At 70.7% G+C, this 22,081-nt stretch carries 24 protein-coding genes, 1 pseudogene and 1 riboswitch; of the genes and pseudogenes, 1 reads left to right on the top strand and 24 read right to left on the bottom strand.

Translation table 11 applies throughout. The annotated features are described in order from the left end of the window. Positions 1-15: 15 nt before the first annotated feature. The 7 genes from VT50_RS31000 to rpsB all read right to left on the bottom strand — a co-directional run bounded on the left by VT50_RS31000 (position 16) and on the right by rpsB (position 7,112). Positions 16-1,089: a thiamine ABC transporter substrate-binding protein gene (locus tag VT50_RS31000; RefSeq protein WP_046087396.1), complete on the bottom strand. Its 1,074-nt coding sequence runs from the start codon at positions 1,087-1,089 to the stop codon at positions 16-18. Continuing rightward, positions 1,085-1,189, bottom strand: a riboswitch (TPP riboswitch). Its footprint overlaps the gene before it by 5 nt. A gap of 73 nt (positions 1,190-1,262) precedes the next feature. Beyond that, a complete protein-coding gene (gene rlmN, locus VT50_RS30995; RefSeq protein ID WP_046087397.1) occupies positions 1,263-2,369 on the bottom strand; it encodes a dual-specificity RNA methyltransferase RlmN in 1,107 nt (368 codons plus the stop codon). A gap of 72 nt (positions 2,370-2,441) precedes the next feature. After that, positions 2,442-3,620, bottom strand: a complete 1,179-nt coding sequence (locus VT50_RS30990; protein WP_046087398.1) for a phosphatidate cytidylyltransferase — start codon at positions 3,618-3,620, stop codon at positions 2,442-2,444. Further along, positions 3,620-4,177, bottom strand: a complete 558-nt coding sequence (gene frr / locus VT50_RS30985; protein ID WP_030834259.1) for a ribosome recycling factor — start codon at positions 4,175-4,177, stop codon at positions 3,620-3,622. The genes VT50_RS30990 and frr overlap by 1 nt, the downstream gene beginning before the upstream one ends. Positions 4,178-4,281: 104 nt before the next feature. Next, entirely contained in the window at positions 4,282-5,064 is a 783-nt protein-coding gene (pyrH, locus tag VT50_RS30980) for a UMP kinase (RefSeq protein ID WP_020868133.1), read from the bottom strand. Between the two features lie 155 nt (positions 5,065-5,219). After that, the gene (tsf, locus tag VT50_RS30975; RefSeq protein ID WP_046087399.1) at positions 5,220-6,056 is read right to left on the bottom strand and encodes a translation elongation factor Ts; all 837 of its coding nucleotides are present in this window, start codon (positions 6,054-6,056) and stop codon (positions 5,220-5,222) included. A 114-nt stretch (positions 6,057-6,170) separates the two neighbouring features. Further along, positions 6,171-7,112: a 30S ribosomal protein S2 gene (gene rpsB, locus VT50_RS30970; RefSeq protein WP_046087400.1), complete on the bottom strand. Its 942-nt coding sequence runs from the start codon at positions 7,110-7,112 to the stop codon at positions 6,171-6,173. Between the two features lie 312 nt (positions 7,113-7,424). Between rpsB and VT50_RS41465 the strand changes: the two are divergent. Then, positions 7,425-8,081 (top strand): annotated as a pseudogene (locus tag VT50_RS41465) (peptidoglycan DD-metalloendopeptidase family protein); the annotation flags it as partial. A 327-nt stretch (positions 8,082-8,408) separates the two neighbouring features. Here VT50_RS41465 and VT50_RS30960 read toward each other — a convergent pair. The 17 genes from VT50_RS30960 to VT50_RS30880 form a co-directional block, all read right to left on the bottom strand. After that, positions 8,409-8,966 (bottom strand): TetR/AcrR family transcriptional regulator, encoded by a 558-nt coding sequence (locus VT50_RS30960; protein ID WP_075200401.1) that lies wholly within the window; start codon positions 8,964-8,966, stop codon positions 8,409-8,411. 75 nt (positions 8,967-9,041) lie between these two features. After that, entirely contained in the window at positions 9,042-9,875 is an 834-nt protein-coding gene (gene whiG, locus VT50_RS30955) for an RNA polymerase sigma factor WhiG (protein WP_046087401.1), read from the bottom strand. A 129-nt stretch (positions 9,876-10,004) separates the two neighbouring features. Then, positions 10,005-11,468, bottom strand: a complete 1,464-nt coding sequence (gene dprA / locus VT50_RS30950) for a DNA-processing protein DprA (RefSeq protein WP_240529377.1) — start codon at positions 11,466-11,468, stop codon at positions 10,005-10,007. After that, on the bottom strand, positions 11,468-13,090 hold the full coding sequence (locus VT50_RS30945; RefSeq protein WP_046087402.1) for a YifB family Mg chelatase-like AAA ATPase: 1,623 nt from the start codon (positions 13,088-13,090) through the stop codon (positions 11,468-11,470). Before VT50_RS30945 ends, dprA begins: the two co-directional genes overlap by 1 nt. Beyond that, on the bottom strand, positions 13,090-13,449 hold the full coding sequence (locus VT50_RS30940; protein WP_046087403.1) for a YraN family protein: 360 nt from the start codon (positions 13,447-13,449) through the stop codon (positions 13,090-13,092). Before VT50_RS30940 ends, VT50_RS30945 begins: the two co-directional genes overlap by 1 nt. Before the next feature lie 206 nt (positions 13,450-13,655). Beyond that, positions 13,656-13,964 (bottom strand): DUF2469 domain-containing protein, encoded by a 309-nt coding sequence (locus tag VT50_RS30935; RefSeq protein WP_004944840.1) that lies wholly within the window; start codon positions 13,962-13,964, stop codon positions 13,656-13,658. 39 nt (positions 13,965-14,003) lie between these two features. Then, positions 14,004-14,534, bottom strand: coding sequence for an NUDIX hydrolase (locus VT50_RS30930; RefSeq protein ID WP_046087404.1), 531 nt, complete (start codon positions 14,532-14,534; stop codon positions 14,004-14,006). Next, the gene (gene lepB / locus VT50_RS30925; RefSeq protein ID WP_046087405.1) at positions 14,527-15,297 is read right to left on the bottom strand and encodes a signal peptidase I; all 771 of its coding nucleotides are present in this window, start codon (positions 15,295-15,297) and stop codon (positions 14,527-14,529) included. Before lepB (VT50_RS30925) ends, VT50_RS30930 begins: the two co-directional genes overlap by 8 nt. A 96-nt stretch (positions 15,298-15,393) precedes the next feature. After that, positions 15,394-16,191: a signal peptidase I gene (gene lepB, locus VT50_RS30920; RefSeq protein WP_046087406.1), complete on the bottom strand. Its 798-nt coding sequence runs from the start codon at positions 16,189-16,191 to the stop codon at positions 15,394-15,396. Between the two features lie 82 nt (positions 16,192-16,273). Beyond that, the gene (gene lepB, locus VT50_RS30915) at positions 16,274-17,485 is read right to left on the bottom strand and encodes a signal peptidase I (protein WP_046087407.1); all 1,212 of its coding nucleotides are present in this window, start codon (positions 17,483-17,485) and stop codon (positions 16,274-16,276) included. Next, positions 17,478-18,329 carry a signal peptidase I gene (gene lepB, locus VT50_RS30910; protein ID WP_046087408.1) on the bottom strand — a complete coding sequence of 284 codons (852 nt, stop codon included), beginning with the start codon at positions 18,327-18,329 and terminating at the stop codon, positions 17,478-17,480. Before lepB (VT50_RS30910) ends, lepB (VT50_RS30915) begins: the two co-directional genes overlap by 8 nt. Positions 18,330-18,412: 83 nt before the next feature. Then, a complete protein-coding gene (gene rplS, locus VT50_RS30905; protein ID WP_046087409.1) occupies positions 18,413-18,763 on the bottom strand; it encodes a 50S ribosomal protein L19 in 351 nt (116 codons plus the stop codon). A gap of 132 nt (positions 18,764-18,895) precedes the next feature. Then, positions 18,896-19,750 (bottom strand): tRNA (guanosine(37)-N1)-methyltransferase TrmD, encoded by an 855-nt coding sequence (gene trmD, locus VT50_RS30900; RefSeq protein WP_046087410.1) that lies wholly within the window; start codon positions 19,748-19,750, stop codon positions 18,896-18,898. Then, positions 19,747-20,376, bottom strand: a complete 630-nt coding sequence (rimM, locus tag VT50_RS30895) for a ribosome maturation factor RimM (RefSeq protein WP_046087470.1) — start codon at positions 20,374-20,376, stop codon at positions 19,747-19,749. The genes trmD and rimM overlap by 4 nt, the downstream gene beginning before the upstream one ends. A gap of 81 nt (positions 20,377-20,457) precedes the next feature. Then, on the bottom strand, positions 20,458-20,697 hold the full coding sequence (locus VT50_RS30890; RefSeq protein ID WP_046087411.1) for an RNA-binding protein: 240 nt from the start codon (positions 20,695-20,697) through the stop codon (positions 20,458-20,460). Between the two features lie 2 nt (positions 20,698-20,699). Further along, positions 20,700-21,143 carry a 30S ribosomal protein S16 gene (gene rpsP, locus VT50_RS30885; protein ID WP_046087412.1) on the bottom strand — a complete coding sequence of 148 codons (444 nt, stop codon included), beginning with the start codon at positions 21,141-21,143 and terminating at the stop codon, positions 20,700-20,702. 155 nt (positions 21,144-21,298) lie between these two features. Next, positions 21,299-21,892 (bottom strand): hypothetical protein, encoded by a 594-nt coding sequence (locus tag VT50_RS30880; protein WP_046087413.1) that lies wholly within the window; start codon positions 21,890-21,892, stop codon positions 21,299-21,301. Positions 21,893-22,081: the final 189 nt, after the last annotated feature.

The following is a 22,081-nucleotide window of genomic DNA, read 5'->3' as shown; positions in this document are numbered from 1 at the left end:
GGTTCTCCCGGGGCTCTACAGGACCAGCGAGGACCATGTCTTGACCCACGGCTCACGGTTCTTGGCGATCCTCTGGGGCGCCAGGGTGGCCGAGTCGGCGATCCTGACCCCGTATCGGGTAAACAGCTCCGGCAGCTCGGCGTCCTCGCGCGCCGGGTTGACGTACATGTTCAGCGGGACGTCCTCCTGGAACCGCTTGCTCAGCAGGAAGTCCAGCAGCGCCTTGCCGCCCTTGGTGTTGCCCGCGCCGTTCAGCAGCCCGGCGAACTCCACCTGCCGGAAGCAGGTGCCCGTCGCCACCCCGGTGGGGGCCTTCGCGGGCTTGCTCTTGGCGTCGGCCACCTCGGCGGGCGGGCTGGAGGCGTAGGAGACGACGAGCGGCCGGTCGCCCTTGCCGCCGCCCGCCGAGCCGGAGAACCGGTCGTAATACGCCTGCTCCCAGCCGTCGACGACCTCAACGCCGTTGGCCCGCAGCTTCTTCCAGTAGCCCTTCCAGCCGTCGTCGCCGTACTTCGCGGCCGTGGCGAGGAGGAAGCCGAGACCGGGGGACGAGGTGGCCGCGTTCTCGGTGACGAGGAGGTTCTCGTAAGCGGGCTTGGTCAGATCGTCCAGCGTCCGGGGCGGCGTCAGCTTCTTGTCGGCGAAGTACTTACGGTCGTAATTGACGCATATGTCGCCGAAGTCGACGGGCGTGACACGGTGCTTGGCCCGGTCGAGCTGCAGGGCCGCCGGGACCTTGTCGACGCCCTTCGCCGTGTAGGAGGTGAACAGGTCGTTGTCCAGCGCCCGGGAGAGCAGGGTGTTGTCGACACCGAAGAACACATCGCCCTGGGGGTGGCCCTTGGACAGGATCGCCTGGTTGACGGCGGCTCCGGCGTCGCCCCCGGCCTGCACGCGCACCTTGTAGCCGGTCTCCTTGGTGAACTCCTTGAGGACCGCCTTGGAGGCCGCGAACGAGTCATGCGTGACCAGGGTGACCGTCTTGGAGTCCGAGCCGTTCTTGGTGTCCTCGCCACAGCCGACGAGCGCGCTCAAGGCCAGTGAGCCGAGGAGGGCGGCCGGGACGGCACGCCGAAACTGGCTGTTCATGATGATGCTGACTCCCTACGCCGGTATGACCCGGATCAGGTCCGAGGGTCTGCGGCCCTGCCGCACTCTCAGCGCTCTGAGCGCTCCCCTGTCGGAATGTTCACTTGTACGGTTGTTCACTTCTCTGACGATCGCGTGATGCGACGGTGCCCTGGCACCGTATCAGCCGGTGCTCAGCGCTCCGAAGCCGCCAGCTGCCCGCAGGCACCGTCGATCTCCTGGCCCCGGGTGTCCCGGACGGTCACCGGCACCCCATGGGCCTCCAGGGCCGCCACGAACGCCTTCTCGTCCTCGGGCCGCGACGCCGTCCACTTGGAGCCGGGCGTCGGGTTGAGCGGGATGAGGTTCACATGCACCCGGTGGCCCTTGAGCAGCCGGCCGAGCAGATCGGCGCGCCACGCCTGGTCGTTGATGTCCTTGATCAGCGCGTACTCGATGGAGATCCGGCGGCCGGACTTCTCCGCGTACTCCCACGCGGCGTCCAGGACCTCGCGCACCTTCCAGCGGGTGTTAACCGGCACGAGGGTGTCGCGCAACTCGTCGTCGGGCGCGTGCAGGGACACCGCGAGGCGGCACTTGAAGCCCTCGTCGGCGAACCGCAGCATCGCCGGGACGAGGCCGACGGTCGAGACGGTGATACCGCGCTGCGAGAGGCCGAGGCCGTCGGGCTCGGGGTCGGTGAGCCGGCGGATGGCGCCGACGACGCGGTTGTAGTTGGCCAGCGGCTCGCCCATGCCCATGAAGACGATGTTGGACAGCCGGGCCGGACCGCCGGGGATCTCCCCGTCCCGGAGGGCCCGCATCCCGTCGACGATCTGGTGGACGATCTCGGCAGTGGACAGATTGCGGTCCAGCCCCGCCTGCCCGGTGGCGCAGAACGGGCAGTTCATCCCGCAGCCCGCCTGAGAGCTGATGCACATGGTCACCCGGTCCGGATAGCGCATCAGAACGGACTCCACGAGCGTGCCGTCGAACAGCCGCCACAACGTCTTGCGCGTGGTGTCGTCGTCACAGCTGATGTGGCGCACCACGCTCATCAGGTCCGGCAGCAGCCCGGCGGCCAGCTTCTCGCGTGCGGCGGCGGGGATATCGCTCCACTGAGCGGGGTCTTCGGCATAGCGCGCGAAGTAGTGACGCGACACCTGACCTGCCCGGAAGGGCTTCTCCCCGAGGGCGGCGACGGCCTCCCGGCGCTCGGCGGGCGTGAGGTCGGCAAGATGCCGCGGGGGCTTCTTGGCCCCACGCGGCGCGACGAAGGTGAGTTCTCCGGGCTTAGGCATGGTTCACCCAGTGTCGCAGACGTACGAAGGGCCCCGCGCCGGGAGTGGCACGGGGCCCGTGGGCGGGCGCGGTCAGCCACCGCCCACGAAGATCACCAGCAGCAGCCACACCACCGGCGCGGTGGGCAGCAGCGAGTCGAGCCGGTCCATGATGCCGCCGTGGCCGGGCAGCAGCTTGCCCATGTCCTTGATGCCGAGGTCGCGCTTGATCATGGACTCACCGAGGTCGCCGAGGGTCGCGCTGACCGCGGCGGCGAGGCCGATCAGCAGGCCCTGCCACCAGATGCCGTCGTCGATGAGGAACTGCATGCACAGGGCGCCCGCGGCCATCGCGAAGGTCACCGCGCCCAGCAGCCCCTCGCGGGTCTTTCCGGGGCTGATGCGCGGGGCCAGCGGATGCTTGCCGAAGCGCCAGCCCACCGCGTACGCCCCGGTGTCGCTGACCACGGTCAGCAGCAGGAAGGTCAGGACCCGCCACGGGCCGTCGTCGGTGTCGAGCATCAGCGCCACGAAAGTGGCCAGGAATGGCACGTAGAAGGCGGCGAAGACGCCCGCGGTGACATCCCTGAGGTAGTTGTCGGGCGGCTCGGTCATCCGCCACACCAGCACCGCGAGCGCCGTAAGGGCGACGGCGACCACCGCGCCCTGGGCGCCGCGCACATAGCCGGCGACGACCATGGCGACCCCGCCGACGGCGAGCGGTACCAGGGGGACCCGGATGTCCTTGCGCTCGGTCAGCCGCGAGGTCAGCTCCCAGAGCCCGACCACCACCGCGACCGCCACCACGCCGACGAACACCGGCTTGTAGATGAAGAGCGAGGCCAAGATGATCACACCGAGGCCGATGCCCACCCCTATCGCGGCGCGCAGATTCCGGCCCGCGCTCTTCTTCCCCTGCCCGGCACCGGCGCCGGACGCGCCGTCGTCGGCGGAGGCCGGGTCGGGCGCGGGGTCGGAGGGCGTCGGACGGCGCCCTGCGGGCTGCCGGGGTCCGGGCTGCGGCTCCCGCTCGTCGCGGAAGAGGGGGCCGCTCAGCCGAGCGGCCCCCCGGTCACGGTCGGCGGCCTCGCCGAAGTCGCCGCCTGCTTGGGGCACGGTGGGCATGGGGCGAGTCTGCGCCGCCTCACCCACCTCGTGCGCGGGACCCGCCGAAGAAGTGGGCACCTCCCAGCCATAGCCGGGGGAGGTGCCCTGACCGCCCGGTCCCCGGAGTCCGGTGCTTGGTGGGGCCCCCCAGGAAGAGTCGTTCATCAGACCTCGAGCAGCTCGGCTTCCTTGTGCTTGAGCAGCTCATCCACCTGCGCGACATACTTCGCCGTGGTGTCGTCGAGCTCCTTCTCGGCGCGGCGCCCCTCGTCCTCGCCGACCTCGCCGTCCTTGATCAGCTTGTCGATGGACTCCTTGGCCTTGCGGCGGACGCTGCGGATCGAGATCTTCGCGTCCTCGCCCTTGCCCTTGGCGACCTTGATGAACTCCTTACGGCGCTGCTCGGTGAGCTCGGGGAACACCACACGGATGATGTTGCCGTCATTGCTCGGGTTGACGCCCAGGTCGGAGTCCCGGATCGCCTGCTCGATGTTGCGGAGCGCGGTCTTGTCGAACGGCGTGACCACTGCCATCCGCGGCTCCGGCACCGAGAACGACGCCAGCTGATTGATCGGCGTCAGCGCACCGTAGTAGTCCGCCACGATCTTGTTGAACATCGCCGGGTGCGCACGCCCGGTGCGGATCGCGGCGAAGTCCTCCTTGGCGACCACAACGGCTTTCTCCATCTTCTCCTCGGCCTCGAGGAGGATCTCTTCGATCACCACTTGCTCCTGGTGTTATCAGTAAGCAGAGCCTCGCCCCTGCGTGCGTCTTCCCCTGCACGGTGTCCGACCGGCAGGCCGTTGTCCATCCCCCGTTCGAGCCGTCAGGCCCGGGAGCCCTGGTCGCTCACCAGCGTGCCGATCTTCTCACCCTTCACCGCACGCGCGATATTTCCTTCGGCCAGGAGCTCGAAGACAAGGATGGGGAGCTTGTTGTCCCGGCAGAGGGTGATCGCGGTGGCATCCGCGACCTTGAGGTCCCGGGTGATCACCTCGCCGTACTCCAGGGCGTCGAACTTCACCGCGTCGGGGTTGCGGGCGGGGTCGGAGTCATAGACCCCGTCCACACCGTTCTTGCCCATGAGCAGGGCCTGCGCGTCGATCTCCAGCGCTCGCTGGGCCGCGGTGGTGTCCGTGGAGAAGTACGGCATACCCATACCCGCGCCGAAGATGACCACACGGCCCTTCTCCAGATGACGCACCGCACGCAGCGGAATATACGGCTCCGCGACCTGGCCCATGGTGATGGCGGTCTGGACGCGGGAGTCGATGCCCTCCTTTTCCAGGAAGTCCTGGAGGGCGAGACAGTTCATGACGGTTCCGAGCATGCCCATGTAGTCCGAGCGGGCCCGGTCCATGCCGCGCTGCTGCAGCTCCGCACCGCGGAAGAAGTTACCGCCGCCGATGACGATGGCGATTTCGGCACCGTCCCTGACCACGGCGGCGACCTCGCGGGCGATCGCGTGCACGACATCGGGGTCGACACCGAGTCCCCCGCCTCCGGCGAACGCCTCGCCGGACAGCTTCAGCAGGAAGCGGCCGTGTGGGGCCGCGCCGTGCGCCTTCTTGTCGTCGGCGGCCTGTTTGGCGTCCGCGCCGTGATTCATTGGAGATCTCCTCGTGCACATACGAAGAAGGCCACTGCCGGACGGGTCCTGTTACGACCTCTGCGGCAATGGCCTCCTCGTCATATCTGCGGCCGACCGGTCGACGGTTGGCTGCCTACGACCCTATCGGGGTCGCCGGTCATTCGCTGCTCGGCTCAGACTCCGACGCGGAAACGGGCGAAGCGCTTGAGCGAGACACCGGCCTCGTCCAGGACCTTCTGGACGGACTTCTTGTTGTCCTTGGCGAACGGCTGGTCCACCAGGACGTTCTCCTTGAAGAAGCCGGTGACGCGCCCCTCGATGATCTTCGGCAGGGCACCCTCGGGCTTGCCCTCCTCGCGGGCGGTGGCCTCGGCGAGCCGGCGCTCGTTCTCGACCGTCTCGGCCGGGACGTCGTCGCGGGTGAGGAACTTCGGGCCGAAGGCGGCGATGTGCTGCGCGACGTCCTTGGCCACCGCGGCGTCTTCCTTGTCCAGCTCGACCAGGACGCCGACCTGCGGCGGCAGGTCCGGGCTGGTGCGGTGCATGTACGTCGCGACGAAGGCGCCGGAGAACTGCGCGAAGCGGTCCAGGACGATCTTCTCGCCGAGGGTCGCGTTGGCCTCGTCGACGAACGCCTGAACGGTCTTGCCCGCCTCGATCTCGGAGGCCAGCAGGGTCTCCAGGTCGGCCGGGGAGGTCTTGGCGACGTGGGCGGCGATGGCGTCGGCGACGGCCACGAACTTGTCGCCCTTGGCAACGAAGTCGGTCTCGCACTTCAGCTCGAGCAGCACGCCGGAGGCCTTGTCGTCCGCGATGAGGGAGACGACAGCGCCGTTCTCGGCGTGGCGGCTCTCGCGCTTGGCCACGCCCTTCTGGCCCTTGACGCGCAGGATCTCGACGGCCTTGTCGACGTTCCCCTCGGCCTCGTCCAGCGCCTTCTTGCAGTCCATCATGCCGGCGCCGGTCAGCTCGCGGAGCTTCTTGACGTCGGCGGCGGTGAAGTTCGCCATGATCTGTGAATCTCTTCTCGAAAGTCGAAAGCTCTACGGGTGAACGGCGGGGGCGGCGCCACCACTGGCACCGTCCCCCGCCGTCATTACACCGTCTGAGTGACGTCTGAGTGGTCAGCCCTGCTCGGTGCCCGCGGCGGGGGCCTCGGCAGGCTTGACGTCCTCGGCGGGCTTAGCGTCCTCGGCGGGCTTGGCGGCCTCCTCGGCAGGCTTGGCGGCCTCCTCGGCGGGCTTGTCCGCGGCGGCCTCGGCCGGCTTGGCCTCGGCCTCGTCAGCCTTCTTCTCGCCCTCGAGAAGGTCGCGCTCCCACTCGGCGAGCGGCTCACCTGCGGCCTTGTCGGCCTTCTCGTCACCAGTGGCGACGCCGGAACGGGCGATAAGGCCCTCGGCGACGGCGTCGGCGATCACCCGGGTGAGCAGCGTGACGGAGCGGATCGCGTCGTCGTTGCCCGGGATCTTGTAGTCGACCTCGTCCGGGTCGCAGTTGGTGTCGAGGATCGCGACGACCGGGATCCGGAGCTTGCGCGCCTCACCGACGGCGATGTGCTCCTTCTTGGTGTCCACGATCCAGACGGCGCTCGGCACCTTCTGCATCTCGCGGATACCGCCGAGGGTCTTCTCCAGCTTGGCCTTCTCACGGGAGAGGACCAGGAGCTCCTTCTTGGTGAGGCCGGAGGCGGCCACATCCTCGAAGTCGATCTGCTCGAGCTCCTTGAGGCGCTGCAGGCGCTTGTAGACGGTCGAGAAGTTGGTGAGCATGCCGCCCAGCCAGCGCTGGTTGACGTACGGCATGCCGACGCGGGTCGCCTGCTCGGCGATGGCCTCCTGCGCCTGCTTCTTGGTGCCGACGAACATGATGGAGCCGCCGTGGGCGACGGTCTCCTTGACGAACTCGTAGGCGCGGTCGATGTACGACAGCGACTGGAGCAGGTCGATGATGTAGATGCCGTTGCGCTCGGTGAAGATGAAGCGCTTCATCTTCGGGTTCCAGCGGCGGGTCTGGTGCCCGAAGTGGACGCCGCTCTCCAGCAGCTCCCGCATCGTGACGACGGCCATGGCCGTACTCCTTGAGGTACTCGGTTCCACGGCGGCCGGGCGGCCACCGCTCCTGACGTCCCGGCGCGCCTGCCACGGACGGGGCCCTTGGGGGGTCGTCCGAGGACCGAGGGGCGCGGCCACCGAGCTGACCGATGCGCGATCGGAGCACCGGTGGCGGGGCGTGCGAAGTCGATCCGGTGACCCGGATCGCCATAAGAAGTGTACGGGACCGGTACGGTGCCGGGTGACGGCGTTATCCACAACCCGTGAGTAGTCCCCAGATTCCATCCATGATCCACCCGTTTCGGGCCGCCCGGCCATCGTGGGGGCATGCGAAGGCTTGTGGTGGGGTGGGCTCTTGCCCCGGTGATTCTCGTGCTCTCGGCGCCGCTTGTGCTGTCGGTGCCGACGGCCTCTCTGCTGGTGTTCCCTCTTCCCGCGGCACGGGCCACGGCGCCGGACACGCGTGCGGCACCTACTCCGCGTGCCTTGTCTACTCCGCGTGCCTTGTCTGCTCCGCGTGTGGCGTCTGCTCCGCGTGCGGCGCCGGATCCGGAGCCGGGGACGAGGGCGGGCGGGGGACGGTCCTGGCCGAACGGGCAGCGGTCGAGGCCGAACGGGCAGCGGTCGAGGCCGAACGGGCAGCGGTCGAGGCCGGACGGGCAGCGATCGTGGCCGGTCGACGGTGCGCCGGGTGCGGTGCGGCCTGCCGTCCTGAGGGGCTGGCGGCCGCCTCCGACGCCCTGGGCGGCGGGGCATCGCGGGGTCGACCTCGCTGCGCGCCCGGGCGAGCGGGTCCGGGCGGCGGGCCCGGGGCGGGTGAGCTTCGTGGGCCCGGTCGCGGGCCGTGGTGTGCTGGTGATCGAGGTGTCCGGGACCGGCTCCCCTCCGCTGCGCACCACCTATGAACCGGTGCGCGCGACGGTGGCCAAGGGGGAGCGGGTGACCGCCGGGCAGGTGGTCGGCATGGTGGCGCCGGGCCCCTTCCACTGCCGGTCGGGCTGTCTGCACTGGGGGCTGCGCCGCGCGGACCGCTATCTCGATCCGCTGTCACTGTTGCCGCTGTCGATGCTGCGGGGCGGGCCCTCCCGGCTGCTTCCCGTGTTCGGGGTGCGCGACGCGCCCACGGTCTCCGGGCTCACCTCCCCCGCCGGGGACACCCGGCTGCCGACGGCCGCGGCGCTGGTGGCGGCATCCCTCTGGGCCCGGATCCGGCTGGGCCGCCCGGGCCGGTCCGGGCCGCCCGGGCCGCGCCCCGCAGCGCCCGAGTCGCGACCCGGGCGCAGCCGCTGGGGCAGTGGAAGGGCCGGGCGGTCAGCCCCGGACGCCGCGCAAGGCCATGGTGACTGCTGCCTCGGTGATCCGCCCGGGATCCTCGGCCGCGCCGAGCTCGATGCGCCGTACCGCGGCGTCCACGACGCCCTGGAGCAGCACGGCCGAGAGCCGGGGCTGCTCATGCCCGAGGGCCGCAAGGGCCTCGACCACCATGGCGATCAGCCCGCCGTGGGCGGCCCGGATCTTCTCCCGCGCGCCCGCGTCCAGCTCACCGGCGGAGATCGCCACCACCGCGCGGTGCCGACGGTCGCCGACGAGCGCGAGCTGTCGGCGGACATACGACTCGATCTTGGCTTCGGGCCCGTCGGCCCGCTCCATGGCGGCCTCGACCTCGGCGGCCCAGACCGGGAAGTCCACGGCGCACAGCTCCTCGACCACGGCGGCGCGGGAGCGGAAGTACTCATAGACGGAGGATCGTGCGAGTCCCGTGCGCTCGGCGAGGGCGGGGAAGGTCAGCGCCTCCGTACCACCCTCGGACAGCAGGGTGCGGGCGGCCTCCAGCAGGGCCGCGCGCTGCATCGTCCGGTGCTCGGCCACTGAGGCCGCTCGAATCCTGGGCACCCGACCACTCTACGGAAGAGGGCGCCCGGAGGGCGATGCCGGAGGGACGATTCAGCGCCCGACGTCAGCGAGTTTCGCCCGCAGCTGGAGCACCGACTTGGTGTGGATCTGGCTGACCCGGCTCTCGGTGACGCCGAGCACCTGGCCGATCTCGGCGAGCGTAAGCCCCTCGTAGTAGTAGAGCGTGACCACGGTCTTCTCCCGCTCCGGGAGGGTGTTGATCGCCCGGGCGAGCAGCCGTCGCAGCTCCCGGTCCTCGGCCACCTCGACCGGGTTGTCCGCCGCGGTGTCCTCGAGGGTGTCCATGAGGCTGAGCCGGTCGCCGCCCTCGCCGCCCACGTGCAGCAGCTCCTCCAGGGCGACCACATTGGCGAGCGACAACTGGCTGAAGACGCCGTGCAGTTCCTCGAGGCTGATGCTCATCTCATGGGCCACCTCGGCCTCCGAGGGGGTGCGGCGCAGCTGGGCCTCCAGCGTCGCGTACGCCCGCTCCACGGCCCGGGCCTTCTGGCGCACCGACCGCGGAATCCAGTCCAGGGCCCGCAGCTCGTCGATCATCGCGCCGCGGATCCGGGTGATCGCGTAGGTCTCGAACTTGATGGCGCGCTCGGGGTCGAACTTCTCGATGGCGTCGATGAGTCCGAAGACCCCGGACGAGACGAAGTCCGCCTGCTCGACATTGGAGGGCAGTCCGACGCTGACCCGACCGGCCACATATTTCACCAGCGGCGAGTAGTGAAGGATCAGCTGCTCCCGCAGCCGGCCGTCGCCCGTGGTCTTGTACGACCTCCACAGCTCGTCGAGCGATGAGGGCGCGGCAGGGTGCACCGCGCCGCGGGCCGCGGGCGGCGCCGTGCTGTCAGACCCGGAGATGTGCTGGGGCATTCGTCGCCTTGAGCCGTTCTGCCATGACATGGGTGAGGACGTACGCTTCCGCCGGAAACCTTGTGAGCGTAGCGTGACTGAGGCGTCGCGGTATGCGAAGGACGTCGGCTCGGCGGTGTGCGGATACGGTCATCGCCTCAACCCTTTCACCCAATTGCCCTGATTCGGGGCATCGCCTCGCCGTGCGCCGTCGCTCCTGCGCAGGGGCGGGACCAACTCCCATCGATCGCCATGACGTTCGACAAAGCCCAGGGCGAGCAGTTCATGGAGCCGGCCCAGGGCCTCGTCGCAGCCGGTCCCGGAATCCCGGGCCACATCGCGCAGATGGTTGCCGCCCCGTGCCGACAACGCTTCCAGCACCCGTGCCGTCACGGGATCGAGGAGGTCACGCTCGACCAGCGGCCCCCGCCGCTCCGGGGCGAGGTCTCCGATACCACCGATGAGCTCGGCCACTTCGGCGGCGTCGGTGACCAGGACTGCCTCGCCGCGCAGCAGTTCATGCACCCCGGCCGAGAGCCCGCTGGTCACCGGCCCGGGCACCCCCATGGTGGACCGCCCGAGCTGTTGTGCCCGGCGCGCGGTGACCAGCGATCCGCTGCGGTACTGGGCCTCGACCACGACCGTGCCGCGGGTGAGGGCGGCGATGACCCGGTTGCGGAGCACGAATCTGGGGCGCGTCGGATGCGCTCCGGGCGGCAACTCGGCCAGAATCAGGCCCTGTTCCGCGATGCGCTCGATCAACTCGGCGTGCGCTCGCGGATAGGGGACGTCCACACCGGAGGCGAGCACCGCGACGGTGGCCCCGCCCGCGGCGAGTGCCCCTCGGTGAGCCGCGCCGTCCACGCCGTGGGCCGCCCCGGAGACCACCACCCAGCCCCGCTCGGCGAGCCCGGCGCCGAGGGACGCCGCGACATGCGCGCCGTAGTCGCTGCAGGCCCGCGCGCCCACCACGGCGACCGAGCGCAGCGCCCACATCCGCACGTCGGACCGGCCGCGCACCCATAACCCGACCGGGCGAGCGTCACCGAGATCGTCGAGCTGACCCGGCCAGTCCAGATCGCCGGGGCAGATGAACCGTCCTCCGCACCGGGCGATCAGCGCGAGGTCGGCGACCGGGTCCACCCCGGCCGCCCGCAGTGCGCATCCGGCCAGCCGCTCTCCGGTGGCCCCGGGCGGGGGCTTGTCCTTCCCCGTGAGCGCCCGCCACAGCGCCACCGGCCCCATACGGCGCAGCCAGCGCCCCACGGTCTCGTCTCCGGGTTCCACGAGCCGGGTGAGCGCCGCCCGGGCCAGCCGCTCCTCGTCCGGAAGGCCCCGCCGCTCGGGAAGCTCCTGCCCTTCGTCCGGGGCGGGCCGCCGCTCCGGGACCTCCTGCCCCTCGTCCAGGGTGGCCCGCTGCTCGCTTAACCCCTGTCCTTCGCGCCGGCCGCCTCGCCCCTCCTGAGGCTCCTGGCCCTCCTCCGGGGCACCCCTCTCGTCCAGGCCGCGCCCCTCCGGAAGCCCCGGCCCCTCCTCCCAGCGGCCCTGTCCCTGCCCGGGCTCGGGGAACAGCGCGGGAACGGCACCGCGGCCGCCCGCCCAACGACCGGGCATCAGCACTCCCCCGCCGGGACCGGCACCCCGCGGCTGAGCCCGGTGCGCAGCTGCAGCGCCTGGGCGATGTCCGGTGCCATGGGCCGGTCGTGCCCGGCCAGGTCGGCGACGGTCCAGGCGACCCTCAGCACCCGGTCGAGCCCCCGGGCGGTGAGCAGTCCGCGCTCCATGTCGCGCTCGGCCTCGCGCAGCGCACCGGGGAACGGCTGCCAGCGGGTGCGCAGCTCATGGCCCGGCACCTCGCTGTTCAGCCGCCAAGGGGTGCCATGGAGGCGGGCGGCGGACCGCTCCCGGGCCTCCCGGACCCGGGCCGCGACGGACGCGCTGCTCTCCGACTCGCCGCGCGCCCCGGTGAGCTCGGTCCGAGTCACCGCCTCGACCCGGATCCGCAGATCCACCCGGTCCAGCAGTGGTCCGGACAGCCGTGCCTGATAGCGGCGGACCGTGGAGGGTGAGCACTCGCAGACGTCTCCCATCAGACCGTGGCGCCCGCAGGGGCAGGGGTTGGCCGCGAGCATCAGCAGGAAGCGCGCGGGCATCCGCATCATCCCGGCGGACCGGGCCACCACCACATGCCCGGACTCCAGGGGCTGCCGCAAGGCGTCCAGCGCCTTACCGCTGAACTCGGGGGCCTCGTCCAGGAACAGCACGCCACGGTGGGCGAGCGAGACCGCGCCGGGTCTCGGCAGGCCATTGCCCCCGCCGACGAGCGCGGCCATGGTCGCCGAGTGATGCGGGGCGCAGTACGGCGGGGTCTCCACCAGGGGCTGCCCCGGCGGGAGGACCCCGGCGACCGAGTGGACCGCGGTGACCTCCAGGGCCTCCTGCTGGGTGAGCGGGGGCAGCAGCCCCGGCAGCCGCTCGGCCAGCATGGTCTTCCCGGCACCCGGAGGCCCGTTCAGAAAGAGGTGGTGACCGCCAGCCGCCGCGACCTCCAGGGCGGTGCGCGCGGCCCGCTGCCCGGCGACCTCGGCCAGATCGGGACGCCCCGCCCCGGCCCCGGGCACCGCGGTGACACCGGTGCCCATACCGGCGCCGGGCACGGTGAGCCCCGCCAGCATCGGATCGGGGCGGCCCAGCTCCTGGGGCTCCTCCTCCTCGGGCACCGGCTCGTCCGTCAGCACCGCGATCAGCTGGCGCAGGCTCCGGACGCCCAGCACCGAGACGCCGGGCACCAGGGCGGCCTCCGCCGCCGTCTGCTCGGGGACCACCACCTGGCGATAGCCCGCCTCGGAGGCGGCGAGCACGGCGGGCAGCACACCACGGACCGGCCGCACCCGGCCGTCAAGGCCCAGCTCGCCGATCATCATCAGATCGGCGATCTCCCGTGGGTCCACGCGCTCGGCCGCGCCGAGCACCGCACAGGCCACGGCCAGGTCGAAGCCGCTGCCGCCCTTGGGGACGGATGCCGGGCTGAGCCCGACCGTGAGCTTCCTCTGCGGCCATTCACCGCCGGAATTGACCACGGCCGCACGGACCCGGTCCCGGCTCTCCACCAGGCTCTTGTCCGGCAGCCCGACGAGGGTGAAGGCGGCCACTCCCGGCTCCAGGTCGGCCTGGACCTCCACCACCACGCCCTCGACCCCGACCAGCGCCACCGAGCAGGTACGGGCGAACCCCATCAGGCCACCCCTCGCACATGCTCGACCACGGGCGCACCCCGGCGGGGTAACACCACCCCCACCACATCGATCCGCACCCCGCCCGGCGGCGGCCCGCCGTGCCGCTCGAGCCAGCGCCGCGCCAGCCACCGCAGCCGCTCGGTCTTATCCGGTCCGACGGCCGCCATCGGATGCTCATAACCACCCTCGCGGCGCGTCTTGACCTCGCACACCACCAGCGCTCCGGCGTCGAGCGCGACGATGTCGATCTCGCCGTCCCGGCATCGCCAATTGCGCTCCAGGACGGTCATCCCGGCCTCCGCCAATGTGCGGACCGCCACATCCTCGCCGTAGCGGCCCAGCGCTCCTCGGGCGTTCATTCGGCACCACCTCCGGCACCGACTGTGACGCCCCCGCGCCCCGCTCAGGGATCTTGGAGGATTTCTGTGGACAGCCGTCCGGCTGTGGAAAACTCAGCCACCCGGAAGACTGAGTCAGCCGCCCGGAAACGCCCGGAAGCGCCCGGAAGTGAGCCGCCCCGAAGGTGGAGTCAGCCGCGCCGACGTCAGCCGCCCCGGTGGCCGAGTCAGCCGCTCGGAAGATCGAGGTCGCTCTTGTTCAGCTCCTCGATATTCACGTCCTTGAACGTGAGAACCCGTACCTGCTTCACGAAGCGGGCCGGGCGGTACATGTCCCAGACCCAGGCGTCGGCCATCGACACCTCGAAGAAAACCTCACCCTGGACCGAGTGCACCTGCATCTCGTAGTCGTTGGTGAGATAGAAGCGGCGCTCGGTCTCGATCACGTATTTGAACAGACCGACGACATCGCGGTACTCCCGGTAGAGCTTCAGCTCCATCTCGGTCTCGTACTTCTCGAGGTCCTCGGCGCTCATGGCATGTTCCCCTTCAGCCGTGCGTCCCCCCATTGTGCGTCAGACGCGCTCAGTCTCCAGGATCACCGGTGCACTCGGGGGTCCCTCGACGAGCAGCGTACGCAACAGCTCCGGCAGCTGCGTCGGGTACACCGTCTCGGTGACCGTGGCCAGCTCATCCACCGTCCACCAGCGCAGACCGGCCACGCTCCGCCGCTCCAGCTCCGTCAGCCCGTCGCCGGTGCGCGCCGTGGTCTGTTGGGTACGGCACAGGTAGTACCACTCCTCCTGGTCCCAGCGCCGCCCGGCGAACGGGAAGGAGCAGATCCGCCGCCACAGCAGCGGGCCGAGCCGCACATCGGTGATCCCGGTCTCCTCCGCGAGTTCGCGGAGCGCGGCCTCCTCGTGGGTCTCATCGCCCTCAAGGCCGCCTCCCGGGGTGAACCACCAGGTGGACGAGGGATCGTCCGGCTCCAGGCCGTGCAGCAGCAGAATCCGGTCCTGCGGGTCCAGCAGCACCACCCGGGCGACCTTGCGCAGCTCCCGCTCGTCCGTGCTGTCCTGCTCGGCTCCGCCCAGTTCCTCAGCCATTCGCGGCCACCTTCCCCTTCGTCGTCTGGTCCCGTCGTGCGCCGCCGCCCGCCCTGCGCCGGGCGATCGGCCCGTAGGCCGCGCCCGCCAGGATCAGCACCGCGCCCACGATGACCGCGATCATGATCGGCCCCAGCGGCCCCGGCTGCGAAATCCCGCCCGGCAGCTCCTTGAAGGCGGCGGGCCGGCCCACCGTCCCCCAGGAACCCAGCGGCCAGGCGGTGGCGTCCACCCGGGCGTCCACCGCGCCGCGCTCCACGGCGCCGCCCGCCTCGTCGGTGAGGTGCACCCGCGAGTCCAGGGAGTCGCTGCGATGGTCGCCCAGCAGGAACAGCCGGTTCTTGGGCACGGTGGTGGAGAAGGCTGACGCGGACGCCTGCTCCCCCGAGCGCAGATACGGTTCTTCGAGGTCCTTGCCGTTCACCCGCAGCCGACCCTGCTTGTCACAGCACTCGACCCGGTCGCCGCCGACCCCGATGACCCGCTTCACCATGGGCAGGTCGCCCCACACCTGATCGCGGAAGACCACCACATCGCCACGGCGCACATCGCCGCCGTCGACCCGCTCCGCCAGTACCCGGGCGCCCTTGCCGATCGTCGGATCCATGGAGTCGGTGGGGACCGTGTACGGCTTGTAGAGCACCGCGCCCCAGACGAAGCCGCCCAGGAACAGCACACAGCCGACGGCCACCGCCAGCCCGGACAGCACGCTGCCGGGCGTGCGCCGCGGCTTGCCGCCCCCCGCCCCTTGGGCTCCGCTCATTCCAGTGCTCCCGCCGTACGCAACAGACGTAGAAGATCAGGTTCCGTGCGCCCAGGGGCACACGGAACCGCACCTTACCCGGCGGTACGGGCCCCGTCAGCAGTCGGCGGTCAACCGCTGCGGACGGCTCGTGGCCTCCGTACGAACCTTGGCGATCAGCCGCCGGCGGCGCCACAGCACGATCGGCAGCGCGCCCGCGAACCCCAGGGCCGAGGGGGCCATCGCGGCGGCGGCGCCCAGACCCGGCTGGTCGAAGGTGCTCGGCACCGGCAGGGTGCTCCAGCGGCCGATGGGCCAGGCGATGACGATCGCGCGCCCGACGACATCGTCCACCGAGACCGTGCCGTCGTTCAGGTTCTGGTGGTAGCGGGAGTCAAGCGAGTCCTGACGGTGGTCGCCCATCACCCAGATCCGGCCCTCGGGCACCTTGATCGGGCCGAACGGCTTCTCGTCACAGGGAGTGTTCCCGGGGAAGATGTACGGCTCGTCCAGCGGCTTGCCGTTGACCATGACCTTGCCGCCACGCTTGCAGGAAACGGTGTCCCCGCCGACCGCGATGACCCGCTTGATCAGGTCCTTCTCCTCCGCCGACGGCATCAGCCCGATGAAGCTGAGAGCCTTCTGGATGCCCTCGGCGACCGGGCCCGAGCTACTGGTCTGCGACTCGCCGAGCCAGCCGCCCGGGTCGTGGAAGACGACCACCTCGCCGCGCTCCGGCTCGGAGCCGAACCACGGGGTGAGCTTGTCCACCAGCACCCGGTCGCCCCGCTGCAGGGTGTCCTGCATCGAGTCGGACGGGATCGAGAACGCCTGCACCAGGAAGGTCTTGATCAGCAACGCCAGAGCCAGCGCGATGACGACCAGGATCGGCAGCTCCTTCCAGAAGGAGCGCACCTTCTTGGGCTTGCCGAGCTTCCCGGGCCCGCCGGGCTCCCCGGGGCCCGGCTTCGACGCCTCGTCCCCGGGCCCGGACGGATCAGCCGCGCCGGGTCCGTCCTGGGCATCGGAGGGCTCCGGCCCGCCATCGGCTCCGTGTGGGTCCGACGCCCTGGGCGCGGCAGCCGCCCCGTTCGTGGGTGCACCGGCTTCGGGCGCGTCGTCCGCCCCGTCCGAGGGGTGCTCCGCGTCCGTGGGGCGCTCCGCCCCCGTCCCGGGCTGCCTCTCGGGCTCTTCGTGACCGGATCGTGCGCCGACCGCCAAATCCCCCACATCCACTCCTCACGCCTGACTGCCGCCTGCCCCACGAACGGCGCAGGACCACCACTCCCATAACGAGCGGGAGTTCCGCAGGGGTCGGGAGCTGGACCATTCCTTGCTGATCCATGGAGGACAGCCTATGTGCCGAGCCCTCGGCCTGGGTCGCCCCACTCGGCGCGTCCTTCACGGAGGCATAGGTGCCCGGCTCCTCGAGCCGCTGCATGTGCCCGAACGGCCACGCGATCACCACGGCGCGGCCGACCACCATGTTGTCCGGCACCGTGCCCTGGTACGGCTCGTCCAAATGGACCCGGGAGTCCGCCGAGTTGGACCGGTGATCGCCCATGACGAACATCCGCCCCTGAGGGACCGTCACCTTGAACTGCTTCTGCGACGGCGGGTTGCCCGGATGCAGATACGGTTCGTTCAGCGCAGTCCCGTTGACGGTGACCTTACCGTTCGTATCGCAGCACTCCACCGTGTCGCCGCCGACCGCGACCACCCGCTTGATCAGGTCCTGCTCGTCGGAGGACGGCAGCAGCCCGATGAAGGTCAGGAACTCCTTGCCCTGCTTGATGACCGGCGGGTCGTCCTTGGGCGGCTTCCGCTCGTCGTCCAGCCATCCGCCGGGGTCCTTGAACACCACCACATCGCCGCGCTCCGGCTTGGAGCCGAACCACGGGGTGAACTTGTCCACCAGCACCCGGTCGCCGATCCGGATGGTCTGCTCCATCGAGCCGGACGGGATGACGAACGCCTGCACCAGGAAGGTCTTCAGGACGAGCGCGATCACCAGCGCCACGCCCACCAGGATCGGTATCTCCTTGACGGCCGAACGGCGCCGCCTGCGCTTGATGCGGCGCTGGATCCTGCGCCGCTCCGCGCGCCCGCCCACCCGGCGCTCGCCCGGCGGACGGGGAGCGCCCCCATCGGCGCCGGGAGGCGGAGCGGGCTGGCGCCCCCTGGTACGAGGACGCCCGCGCTTACCCATGGGCACCACCGGGGGCGGCGGACGGTATCCGGCCGGGCGCCGCGGGCACGCTCGTGAAGGCGTCCGTCCGGGGTACGCCGGACCAGCGGCCGAACGGCCAGCCGATCCATTCGGCGCGGCCGATCACCTTGCCGACGGGGACCGTACCCCCGCCCGGGGCGCCCAGGTAGTCGCGCGAGTCCCGGGAGGCGTCGCGGTGGTCGCCCATCACCCACAGCCGCCCTTCGGGCACGACGATGTCGAAGCGCACCCGCGAGGGGCTGTCCCCGGGGTGCAGATAGCGCTCGTCCACCGGTTGACCGTTCACCTCGATCCTCCCCCGCTCGTCGCAGCAGGTGACCCGGTCACCACCAATGCCCACCACACGCTTGACGTAGTCGGATTCGGCAGGTTCGGCCAGCCCGACCGCCGCGGCCGCCTTGCGCAGCAGACCCGTCACCGGATTCCCGGACGGCTCCTCCTCGCCGAAGGAACCGGCTCCGTCGAACACGACAACGTCGCCGCGGCGCGGATCGTCCCCGAAACGGTAGGCGAGCTTGTTCACAAGCACCCGGTCCCCGGGGCGAAGGGTGCTCTCCATCGAACCGCTGGGGATCAGGAACGGCTGCAGCACAAAGCCGCTCACCAGCAGCACGATCGCGGCACACCCGGTCGCCAGCAGCGCCGCCCGCCGCCAGCGCCCGCCGCCGGTCAGCCAGCCCCAGACCAGCCCGTGCGGCGGTCTCCGCGCGGGCCGGGGCTCGCCGGTCCGCGCGGGGGCATACGAAGAGCGCGATCGCTCCTCGTGCTCCTTCTCGGAGCCCGGAGAGCGGTCGCGCTCCGCGAGCTGTCCTTCGGTGTTCATCGGGCCAGAGCCTATCCGGCCCGGCCGGACGATCCGGCGGTAGCTCAGTAGTCGCGCAAAATCGCCGCGATCCGTCCGCGAGCTCAGCTCTCGCGCTTCTCCTTGATCTTGGCGGCCTTGCCGCGGAGGTTGCGCAGGTAGTACAGCTTCGCCCGGCGCACATCGCCGCGGGTGACGACCTCGATCTTCTCGACGATCGGGGTGTGCACCGGGAAGGTGCGCTCCACGCCGACGCTGAAGCTCACCTTGCGGACGGTGAAGGTCTCGCGGACACCGGAGCCCTGGCGGCGGATGACGACGCCCTTGAACTGCTGGACACGGGAGCGGTTGCCCTCGATGACGCGGACGTGGACGTTGACCGTGTCGCCGGGGCGGAAGGTCGGGATGTCGCTGCGCAGCGACGCGGAGTCGACGGTGTCGAGCAGGTGAGACATGATCGTCTGCTTTCCTCGCCGATGCCACAGGTCATCAGCGGTATATCGGATGATGATTCGGAGTGCCGCCCTCATCGGGTGGGCGTCGGTCCCCCTGTGGCAGGGGCGCACACCCGGACGTACGGCAGCGGCCTATTCTTCCACGGCGCGGTCCTGCCGCCCAAATCGGGCCCCGTCAGCCGCCCCGCCAGACGTCCCGCCGGTTCCGGGCAGCTCCTCCCAGCCCAGCTCGGCCAGGAGCGCGCGGTCGTGCTTGTCGAGTGTCGCCGGGTCGCAGCGCTCGATCAGATCGGGGCGGTTCTCGCTGGTGCGGCGGAACGCCTCGTCACGGCGCCAGCGGGCGACCTTGCCGTGGTGGCCGCTGATCAGTACCTCAGGGATGGGGCGGCCGCGCCATTCGGGGGGCTTGGTGTAGACGGGCCCTTCCAGGAGGTCGGCCATCGTGCCGGGGGCGAAGGAGTCGTCGCGGTGCGACTCGGCGTTGCCCAGTACGCCCGGCAGCAGCCGGGCCACCGCCTCGGTGATCACCAGCACCGCGGCCTCGCCGCCGGCCAGGACGTAGTCGCCGATGGAGACCTCGTGGACCTCCAGCCGCTCGCCGTACTCCTCGATCACCCGGCGGTCGATGCCCTCGTAGCGGGCGGGCGCGAAGACCAGCCAGGGGCGCTCGGCGAGCTCGACGGCGAGGGCCTGGGTGAACGGACGGCCGCTCGGGGTCGGCACGATCAGCGTGGGTTTGACCAGCCCCTCCGCCTCGCCCGACGCCATGATCGAGTCAAGCGCCTCGCCCCAGGGCTCGGGCTTCATCACCATGCCGGGGCCGCCGCCGTACGGGGTGTCGTCGACCGTGTTGTGCCGGTCGTGCGTCCAGCCGCGCAGATCGTGGACGCGTACGTCGAGTTGGCCCCGGGCGCGGGCCTTGCCGACCAGCGAGACGTTCAGCGGCTCCAGGTACTCGGGGAAGATCGTGACAACGTCGAGCCTCATGACGAGTCATCCTCACGGCCGCCCGCGGTGTCGCCCTTACGGTCGTCACCACCGGCGCTGTCGCCCTTACGGCCGCCCTCGGCCTCGGCCTTACGGCTGCCCGCGATCTCCGCCTCGGCCTCGTCGAGCAGGCCCGGCGGCGGGTCGATCACGGCGCGCTGCGCCTCCAGATCGATCTCCGGCACAAACTCGGAGACGAACGGGATCATCACCTCACCCCCGTCGGGGCGCTTCACGACCAGCAGATCCTGGTACGGCAGATGGGAGATCTCAAAGATCCGCCCGATCTCCGTGCCGTCCACGGTGACCACATCGAGGTCCATCAGCTGATGGTCGTAGAACTCCTCGGGGTCCTCGGGTAGTTCCTCCGGGTCGACCTCCGCGATCAGCAGGGTGTTGCGCAGCGCCTCCGCCGCGTTGCGGTCGCGCACCCCCTCGAAGCGCAGCAGCAGCCGACCGCTGTGCACCCGGCCGGACTCGATGGTCAGCGGCCCGGCCGAGGCGGGCTCGGTGGCCAGCACGGCGCCCGGGCCGAGCCGCAGCTCCGGCTCGTCCGTCCGCACCTCGACGGTGACCTCGCCCTTGATGCCATGGGCACGGCCGATCCGCGCGACAACCAACTGCACGATGCGATGTCCCTTCACACACACGGGCCGGGGACGGCCCAAGGCCCTCCCCGGCCCGTGCCGGTGCTCTTCTTGATCGCCTCAGTGGACCTGATCGACGTCGACGAGGTCGACGCGGATCCCACGGCCGCCGATGGCGCCCACGACGGTGCGCAGGGCGCGTGCGGTGCGGCCGTTGCGGCCGATCACCTTGCCGAGGTCATCGGGGTGCACCCGGACCTCGAGCACCCGCCCGCGCCGCAGGTTGCGCGAGGCCACCTGCACCTCGTCGGGGTTGTCGACGATGCCCTTCACCAGGTGCTCGAGGGCCTCCTCGAGCATCCTCAGGCCTCGGTCGACGCGGTGGACTCAGCGGACTCGGCCGCCTCGTCCGACTTCTTGTCGGCCTTCTTCGCCTTCGGGGTGATCGCCTCACCCTTCGGCTCGTCACCGGCGTCCTTGGCGGCTGCCTCGAACAGCGCGCGCTTGTCGGCCTTCGGCTCGGCGACCTTCATCGGAGCCGGCGCGGGCAGACCCTTGAACTTCTGCCAGTCGCCGGTGACCTTCAGGATGGCCAGCACCGGCTCGGTCGGCTGCGCGCCGACCTTCAGCCAGTGCTGCGCGCGCTCCGAGTCCACCTCGATGCGCGACGGGTTCTGCACCGGGTGGTACAGACCGATCTCCTCGATCGCCCGGCCGTCACGGCGGGTGCGGGAGTCGGCGACGACGATGCGGTAGTGAGGCGAACGGATCTTGCCCAGACGCTTCAGCTTGATCTTGACTGCCACGGGAGTGGTGTCTCCTGGTCTTGACGTGGTTGAGCACTGCGACGTGCCGCGTGGGGTTGCGGTACTCGAGTGCCCGATGGACGCGTCAGCCGGAGGAGAGAGGGGTCCTGGTCGACTGCCGAGTACAGCGGACCATTGTGCCACACCGTAACCGGTCAGCCGACCGCGGCCACCGGCTCCGGAATGCGGAACGGCTTCCCGCATCCACCGCATACGATCGGCGCCTGGGCCAGCACCGATGGGACGACGCGGACATTGCGCCCGCAGTCGCACACCGCCTTCACCCTGACCCCGCCGCCGGACGAGCCGTGGCGGGCGGCGGGCCCGCGGAAGGTGCGGGAGGTCTCGGCGGTGGTCGCCATGGAGTGCGCCTTGAGCGCGCGCTGGAGGCGGTCGATCGTCGTGCGGTACCGCTTTCTCGCCTCGGGGCTGAGGGTGACCAGCGAGAAGCCGCTGCTGGGGTGCGGCTCCTCGGGGTGGTCAAGCCCCAGCTCCTCGGCGATCGCCAGGAACCGGCGGTTGTGGTAGCGGCCGGCGCGTGAGGTGTCACGGACTCCGCGGGCAGCGGCGATCCCATGCACTGCCTCATGCAGCAGCCGTTCGAAGGAGAGCTCGGCGCCACATGCGGACGACGATTCTCCGATCAGCGATTCGGGCGCGGCGAGATCCGGCAGCTCGGGGTGGTGCCGTTGAATATCGGCCCACGCCTGTGCCAGCTCTGCGGCGAGAACAGGTGGTGTCGTGCTCACGTCGTGCTAACGAGCGGGGCCGGTCCGGTGTTCCGATTCCGGGGCATCCCAAATAATTTGCACGTACCAGTCAGTTCACGGTGATGTACGACGACGAGGGGCGGGTGCGTAAATGTATGGATGAGCCACGCACCGCGCACCAAGCCGGTACGTACCGGTTCAGCGGCCCTGGCGACATCGGCTCTGGCG

Origin of the sequence: Streptomyces antioxidans, assembly GCF_000968685.2 — a bacterium.
Classification (GTDB): Bacteria; Actinomycetota; Actinomycetes; order Streptomycetales; family Streptomycetaceae; genus Streptomyces; species Streptomyces antioxidans.
This window is presented reverse-complemented; position numbering and strand designations above follow the sequence as displayed.